The 7688-nt window shown below is 37.9% G+C and carries 6 protein-coding genes; all 6 read right to left on the reverse strand.

The features are described from left to right. Window positions 1–356: 356 nt before the first annotated feature. Complete coding sequence (locus tag B5D30_RS10900; protein WP_078808103.1) at window positions 357–2318, reverse strand: alpha-amylase family glycosyl hydrolase; 1962 nt, start codon at window positions 2316–2318, stop codon at window positions 357–359. A gap of 419 nt (window positions 2319–2737) precedes the next feature. Further along, complete coding sequence (locus B5D30_RS10905) at window positions 2738–3397, reverse strand: ABC transporter ATP-binding protein (protein WP_078808104.1); 660 nt, start codon at window positions 3395–3397, stop codon at window positions 2738–2740. 33 nt (window positions 3398–3430) lie between these two features. Then, window positions 3431–4945 (reverse strand): ABC transporter permease, encoded by a 1515-nt coding sequence (locus B5D30_RS10910; RefSeq protein WP_078808105.1) that lies wholly within the window; start codon window positions 4943–4945, stop codon window positions 3431–3433. A 157-nt stretch (window positions 4946–5102) separates the two neighbouring features. Then, on the reverse strand, window positions 5103–5768 hold the full coding sequence (locus tag B5D30_RS10915) for a CPBP family intramembrane glutamic endopeptidase (RefSeq protein ID WP_078808106.1): 666 nt from the start codon (window positions 5766–5768) through the stop codon (window positions 5103–5105). 403 nt (window positions 5769–6171) lie between these two features. Next, window positions 6172–6852, reverse strand: coding sequence for a phosphate signaling complex protein PhoU (gene phoU, locus B5D30_RS10920; protein WP_078808107.1), 681 nt, complete (start codon window positions 6850–6852; stop codon window positions 6172–6174). A gap of 39 nt (window positions 6853–6891) precedes the next feature. Next, complete coding sequence (gene pstB, locus B5D30_RS10925) at window positions 6892–7653, reverse strand: phosphate ABC transporter ATP-binding protein PstB (protein ID WP_078808108.1); 762 nt, start codon at window positions 7651–7653, stop codon at window positions 6892–6894. Window positions 7654–7688: the final 35 nt, after the last annotated feature.

Consider the following 7688-nt stretch of genomic DNA (forward strand, 5'->3'; position numbering starts at 1 on the left):
CAAACGATTGGCTTATGGTTTTAGAAGATTTGAGAATTTCCGTACGAGGAGCTATATTCAGTGTGGTCTTCTTACAGGGATTTGTAAGGTGGTTTAGAATAGATATTTCAGTATTTAAAGTGTAACAGTGAAAGATAAAACAAGAGAATAGTCAAGTGAACAAGGTTTTGCATGTTGAACGACCTATAATTGTGCTACTGGCTAGGTTCGACAGAGCAGAATGCTACAAGAAAACTATTTCTGGTAGACGCAAAAGAGGAGCTGGACAAGATGTCCAACTCTCTTAGGTACGCTTTGTAAAATAGATGCTTTCCACACGATTTGACAAAGAGCCTGTTTTCAGAGGTACCTTTCATTTACACTTTAAAAACAAACGCAGTTCGAGGTGCAAGTTTGATTTTTAATTTTTTCTCCGTCTTGTCGTATTCAAAATGATTTCTCGGACCGAAACCACCGTATTTTCCATTGTCCGTATCAATCAAAAGCTCTGGCGTTTGCTCCAAATCATAATATAGTTCCAAAAATCGTTCATTTGTTGAATGGAAATTGAAAACAAAAAGCAAATTTCCTTTTTGGTAGGCGAGTAATTTTTCTTCCTGCTGAATCCATTTTTGCTCAAGAAAATTGTTGCCCTCGTCCATGAAATGACACGTTTTCTCAAGCAATAACATATCTTTGTCAAATGCTAACAAATACTGGAATTTCAACTCTGGATTGTCTGCAAGGCTCCACTGACGTCTTGCGTGCTGATAGCTATCATGATTCTCAACTCTAGGAAAATCGAGCCATTCTGGATGCCCAAATTCATTGCCCATAAAATTGAGATACCCCTCGCCAGCAAGTGAGAAAGTAATCAAACGAATGAGCTTATGAAAAGCAATTGCTCGGTCAATCACTAGACTTTGTGAATGAATATCCATTTTCGTATACATTTCCGCATCTGCCAGCCAGAACATTAGTGTTTTGTCGCCAACAAGTGCTTGGTCATGACTTTCAGCATAGCCGATATTTTTTTCATGAGGTCTGCGTGTGGTCAGCTCATGCCAAAGCTCGTGAAGATTTAGCTCGTCATCACTTTTTTCCTTGAGCTGCTTAATCCAATAATCTGGCACCCCCATACTCAAACGATAATCAAACCCTATTCCACCGTCAGAAATTGGCATTGCCATACCGGGCATTGCACTCATATCTTCTGCAATCGTTATCGCATTAGGATTTACTTCCCGCACCAACTCATTTGCCAACTGCAAATACGTCACCGCCTCAACATCTGTATCCATGGAAAAATATTTATTATAGCTGTCAAATGAAGTCCCCAGTCCGTGATGATGATAGAGCATACTTGTCACACCGTCAAAACGGAAACCGTCAAACAAATATTCTTCTTGCCAAAACTTCAAATTGCTCAAAAGAAAATGAAGAACTTCGTCCTTGCCATAATTGAAAAGTTTTGTATTCCAAGCAGGATGTTCACCTTTTTCCCCAGCGTGAAAATACTGGTATTCACTGCCGTCAAATAAATTTAGCCCTTCCCCTACATTTTTCACCGCATGAGAATGTACCACGTCAAGCAAAACCAAAAGTCCCAATCCATGAGCTGTGTCAATCAATTCTTTTAAGTCATCAGGAGTGCCAAAGCGAGAACTTGCGGCATAGAAATTGCTCACTTGGTAGCCAAATGAGGCATAGAGCGGGTGTTCCATAATTGCCATTAATTGAATGATATTGTAGCCTTCCTCCTTAATTCTCGGCAAAACATCACGTGTAAATTCTTTATAGCTATTTATCCGATATTCTTCCGTAGAAATGCCGATATGCGTTTCATAAATAAGCGGTGCCTCCATAAGACGTGGTGATACATTTTTCATCTTGTAAGTAGAGCGGTAAATCACACCTTCAAACTGCTTGGTCTCCTTATTTTGCACTGCATACTGGATATAGGCAGGAATACGGTCAAACGTTTGTCCGTTCGCACGCACACGTACCTTTATGCGAGAGCCAATTGGAAGTTCACCTTGAACTTCTAGTTCCCAATTTCCATGCTCTAGCTTTTTCAGCTCAAAATTTCCCTCTCTCCAGTCATTAAAATCGCCAACCAAGCTCATCGCCTCAGCATTTGGCGACCATTCACGATACACCCAACCTGTTTTCGTTTCATGAAAACCGTAATAATGATGACCATTGGCAAAATCAAGTAGCTTACCACTTTCTCCAAGCAAACGACTTTTTGTCTTTTGCAAAAGCGACATACGATACTCTAAATCCCACTCATGTGGTGAAAGCCATGAATCATACTTTAAAATGTTTAATTTTTTCATTTTGTTGCTCCTTTCTGCGAAATCACTTCGTGATTTCTTGAAACTTGACTTCCGCTTTCGCTCCAGCCAAGCGGGGTCATTCGCGAACTGCGTCCGCTCAAAGTCTTTTCTGCGAAATCATTTCGTGATTTCTTGAAACTTGAACTTCGCTTTCGCTTCGTCCAAGCGGGGTCATTCGCGAACTGCGTCCGCTCAAAGTCTTTTCTGCGAAATCACTTCGTGATTTCTTGAAACTTGACTTCCGCTATCGCTCCAGCCAAGCGGGGTCATGAGCGAACGAAAGTCCGCTCAAAGTCTTTTCTGTGAAATCATTGCCTGATTTTTATTTTATGTAGATTTTTCTTATACTTTATTTTAACACTCTTTGAAATAAAAAACGAAGAAATCCTTCAAATAAATTCCTTCGTTTTTATTTATCATTACGCTACTTCATTAAACACTTTGTCTTTCAACTCATAGACAACATCACTTCTGTTGGCAATGTCGTTATCATGTGTTACTAAGATAACAATTTTCTTTTGTTCGTGAGCGATTGTTTCAAAAAGTTGAATGATACTGCGACCTGTTTCTTCGTCTAAATTCCCTGTCGGCTCGTCCGCTACAATAATGTCAGCTCCTGTCACCATTGCACGCACAATCGCTACACGCTGTTGCTGTCCGCCTGATAGTTGGGTAACACGTTTGTCTTGTAGTTCCTCTGAAATTCCTACATTTTTTAAACTTTCTCGGATAAATTCTTTTCGATTTTCTTTCTGAACACCGCTAATTTCCAAGGCACTTTCAACATTTTGAAAGGCAGTCATATAAGTAAATAAATTATACGCTTGGAAAACAATCGCTAATTTTTTCTTACGATAATTAGTCAAACCAATTTTCTTCAATGATTCACCATTTAGCAAAATTTCCCCCTCTTTTTCTGTATCAAGCCCAGAGATAAGAGAAAGAAATGTCGTTTTCCCACTTCCGCTCTTTCCTAAAATGCTGTAAAGTTTCCCTTCTTCAAATGTTAAATTTACATCTTTAAATAAATATTCGTCCTCATTTTTATACCAAAATCCTAGATTTTTTGTTTCTAACATACTATTCCCTCGCTTTCTTTGTTCATTTTCTAGTTAATTACTTGTCAAAATCGTCTTAGGCTCCATTCTTAATATGCCAATTGATGCGACAAAAATTGCAACTAAGACGATTCCTAATGCCATTGCACCAAGGATAAGAATCACTTTCGGTGTCATTTTAACATTCATACTCTTGATTTGCTCTGCCTGTTTTTGAGTTGCAAACGGATTGCCAATGCCACTCATTCTCATACCACCCCCACGGTTGCCCTCACCTGTACCACGAGTTGTCGGTGTGTTACTTGCTTGTTGTTCTTCTTGTGTTGCATTTTGTTGTGTCAAAAGCTGATTGCCGACAGAATTGCCAATAAAATTACCTGTAACAGCAGAAAGTGCTACGCCTACAATCATAATAATCAATAGCTCAGCGAAAAATTGACCGATGATTTTCAATTTATTTTCACCCAAACTCATCAACACACCAATCTCAAATTTACGCTCACGAATACTCAAAATCACAATCAAACTCAAAATAATTACACCTGCACCTGCCACAAGCAAAACAATATTCGTTGCAAAGCTCGCAACATTATTGAGTGGTGTCAACATTTGTTGATACATTTGATCGTTTGTCGTCAAAGAAAACTTGCTCGTATCAATCAATTTGTTCGCTTTTTCAACAAAATTCGTCATCTCACTCGGATCTTCCAAATTATAAATCGCACTATCAAGTCCTGCGGTGTCATCCCCTTTCAATGTGTTCGCAAGCGTGTAATACGTGTAAATTGTATTCGCTGGATTCATTGATTTCATTCTTGCTGCCATACCGTCTACGCTTTGACTTGTTTCATAAATACCTACGATTTTTACTTCATAAACTTTCGCATTGCTGTCCTTGATTTTAAAACTACTGCCAACTTTTAAATCGTTCGCAGTTGCAAGTTGAGACTCGATGACGACATTATTTGTCCCTTTGTCCGTCTCATCAATCCCTCGACCTGAAGTAATTTTGGCTGTGCCGTCAGCAAAAATAGACAATCCCTCTTGGTTGTTGACCCCAGTCAAACGAAAATCTGCATTCATTTGTGAAGAATTACCCATTTCTTTTGGCATACCGCCGCCAAATTTTTCTGGTGAATTGTTCTCTTGCGAACTACTCTCCGTTGTGCTTTCTTCTTCGGTATCACTTGTGATTGCTGTAATCCCACTCTCCGCTGTCGCTGTTGCCGATGCACTAAAAGCGTAACTTTTCACACCGTCTAGCTTGGCAATTTTTTCTGCCTCTTCAATAGAAACAGGGGTCATTTCCATTTTCACACGTTGTCCTGTCGTAGAACTGCTCGCTGTTGCATTTTTCTGAGCCTCCTGCATCATTTTCTCACGGTCAGCTGCAAGCGTAACAGTGGCTCCCACTTCTTTTTTCGCATTTTCCGTTGCCGTAATGCTTGCCTGCCGAATCGTCAAGCCCGCTAAGACAAAAACTAAAATCGCTGTGAATACTAGCGTAAGCAACGCTGTTTTTCCTTTCTTTGCCGTCAAATAAAGAATTGCTCTCTTAATAAAATTCATCTTTCTGTTCTCCGTTCATTTTAGGATAAGTACAGTTTGTACTATATCAAGTTTGTCTTAATTCAAACTTAAACGTATGTTTAAAAAATAAAAAAACGGATTTTTTATTAAAAAAAAGCATTTAACCGTAAAATTACGTGCTAAATGCTTTTTTGTTCTATTGTAAAAAATCAACCAATGTATAAAATAAATTATTAACCAAGTGTATGCCAATAGTATATTCCACTCGTTTTGTTCGATAGTAAACATAACTAAGAGCAAATGCAGGTGCAGCATATAAAATAAAACTCTCTATATTTGTCGGACTATGGAATAGTGTGAAAACGAGTATTGAAGTAACTAATCCAATCTTCGGATAATTTTTCAAAGCATATCCCATAATGTACTCTCGGCAAAGCAATTCTTCCGTAATCGGAGCAAAAATAACTGTCGTTACAAAAATTAAAACAGGCGATATTCGTTTAAAAATCTCTTTTAACATCGTATCATTGAGCGTGTCAGAAAACCCCGTTATTTTAAGAAAAACAAACTCAAATAGCCACATCAGTAGAAACACTGAAATCGAAAGAAGTAACAATTGCTTTACATCTATCGGCTTGAACGTAAAGTCAAATTTCACTTGGTACAAACGAAACATTCCGACAATTGTTGCCAAAAAAAGAACGAGTAAAATACCTTCCTGCCAAAATCCAAGCGGTACCGTTCGTCTATCATCCCCCAAAAACGCCAACATCACCACATCTGGAATCGCTTTTATCAAATAAACCCCAATAAACACAACAATCCCCTTCAACACTGCGATTCCTTTTACTTTGTTCCCCATAATTTCTCTCCTTAAAATATAAATTTTTTAGTACACCTACTATCATAACTGAAATGTCTATAAAAATCATGCAATTTTCTTGTGAAAATTTATTGGTTTTGATGTGAATGGTTTGGTGAATGGGAGTTTTATGATAACGTGTGTTTTAGTTTAGGGAGGGTGCCTTTTTTGTATTGTTAGAATTTTATTTAAGTGGTTGACTCATTTAGCGAAACAAAGAAAAAAGTACAAACCAACGACAAAAATTGGAACTCGGAGGTGAAGAATAGATTGAAAGAACAAACTTCTGAAACGAGAAGATAGACATTGAAGTTTTGCAGAAACTTCAAGAGAAAAATAAAAGCATGAAATCAGCAATTAAACACTGATTTCATGCGATTTTTCATCTACTATTCCATTGTCATTACGCTTCATCCGTATCATTTGAAGGTGCTAACTCTGTAATTTTTCCTGTGCTGAGATAAACAATCCATTCTGCAATATTGGTTACATAGTCACCAATGCGTTCCAAGAAGGTCGCAACGTGCAGATAATCGTTTCCTGCAATAATTGCCTCAACATTTTGTTGCATTCCACGAATTGCATGACGGTGTACTTTTTCAAATAATTCATTGACTCTTTCGTCATATTTTGCAATTCGTTTTGCCGCCTCAACATCGCCACTCACGTAAGCTGCAAGTACCTCGTCTACCATTTTTTTCACTTTTTCACTCATTTCAGCAAGTTCTGCTTCCACTTCTGGCATACGTTCTTCACCTTTAAGGTTAATGGTCGCTTTGGCAATTGAAACCGCATGGTCGCCAATACGTTCTAAATCACTACTTGCTTTCATAACAGTAATAATCGAACGTAAATCACTTGCCATTGGCTGTTGTAGAGCAATCATTTCAAATGATTTTTTCTCTAAATGAATTTCCATTTCATTAATTGTCGTATCGTTATCAATCACTTCTTGAGCAATTTTTCTATCATGGTCAACAAATGAACGGACTGATTTGTGAATTGCCTCGCTCACTACTGTTCCCATTTCATAAAATTGATTGTGCAGGTTGGTTAACTGTTCTTCAAATTGACTTCTTAACATCGTTGTTTCACTCCTTATTGTAATTGTTTTTCCTCTTAATTATCCAAACTTCCCAGTAATATAATCTTCCGTTTCTTTTTCTTTCGGAGTTAGGAAAATAGATTTTGTTTTATTGTATTCTATCAGCTTTCCGTCCATGAAAAATGCTGTTCTATCAGACATACGGCTAGCTTGTGCCATGTTGTGTGTAACAATGATAATTGTGTATTTGTCTTTTAACTCTAAAAGCGTCGCTTCGATTTTTCCAGAAGAAATTGGATCTAATGCACTTGTTGGTTCATCTAGTAAAATGATGTCTGGATTTACCGCTAAAGCACGTGCAATACAAACACGTTGCTGTTGACCACCAGATAGTCCAAGAGCTGATTTGTGCAAAATATCTTTTGTTTCTTCCCAAATCGCAGCATCTTTCAAAGATTTTTCAACAGCCTCATCTAAAGTCGCTTTATCTTTTACCCCTTTTAAACGCAAACCATAGACCACATTTTCATAAATTGAAAACGGAAAAGGATTCGGTTGCTGGAATACCATGCCGATTTCTTTTCGCAAATCAATCGTGTCGGTATTCGGCGAATAAATATTTTTCCCTTTATACATAATACTTCCTGTAATCGTAACACCCGGCACCAAGTCCTGCATACGATTAATGGAACGAAGTAAAGTAGACTTTCCACTTCCACTCGGACCAATGAGGGCTGTGATTTCTTTTTCTTGAAAATCCATTGTGATGTCAAACAAAGCGTGTTTTTTGCCATAATATAAGTTCAAATCACTGACGGACAGAATTGTTTTATCGCTCATTTTTTCTCCTTGTCTAGCTGTGAGGTGCAGGAGTT

This window comes from Pilibacter termitis, from assembly GCF_900167335.1.
Lineage (GTDB): Bacteria > Bacillota > Bacilli > Lactobacillales > Streptococcaceae > Pilibacter > Pilibacter termitis.

What these genes read in the sequence shown, in the direction of transcription:
- B5D30_RS10910 (WP_078808105.1), bottom strand. Translation starts at nt 4,945, where the DNA reads ATGAATTTTATTAAGAGAGCAATTCTTTATTTGACGGCAAAGAAAGGA.
- phoU (WP_078808107.1), bottom strand. Translation starts at nt 6,852, where the DNA reads ATGTTAAGAAGTCAATTTGAAGAACAGTTAACCAACCTGCACAATCAA.
- B5D30_RS10900 (WP_078808103.1), bottom strand. Translation starts at nt 2,318, where the DNA reads ATGAAAAAATTAAACATTTTAAAGTATGATTCATGGCTTTCACCACAT.
- pstB (WP_078808108.1), bottom strand. Translation starts at nt 7,653, where the DNA reads ATGAGCGATAAAACAATTCTGTCCGTCAGTGATTTGAACTTATATTAT.
- B5D30_RS10905 (WP_078808104.1), bottom strand. Translation starts at nt 3,397, where the DNA reads ATGTTAGAAACAAAAAATCTAGGATTTTGGTATAAAAATGAGGACGAA.
- B5D30_RS10915 (WP_078808106.1), bottom strand. Translation starts at nt 5,768, where the DNA reads ATGGGGAACAAAGTAAAAGGAATCGCAGTGTTGAAGGGGATTGTTGTG.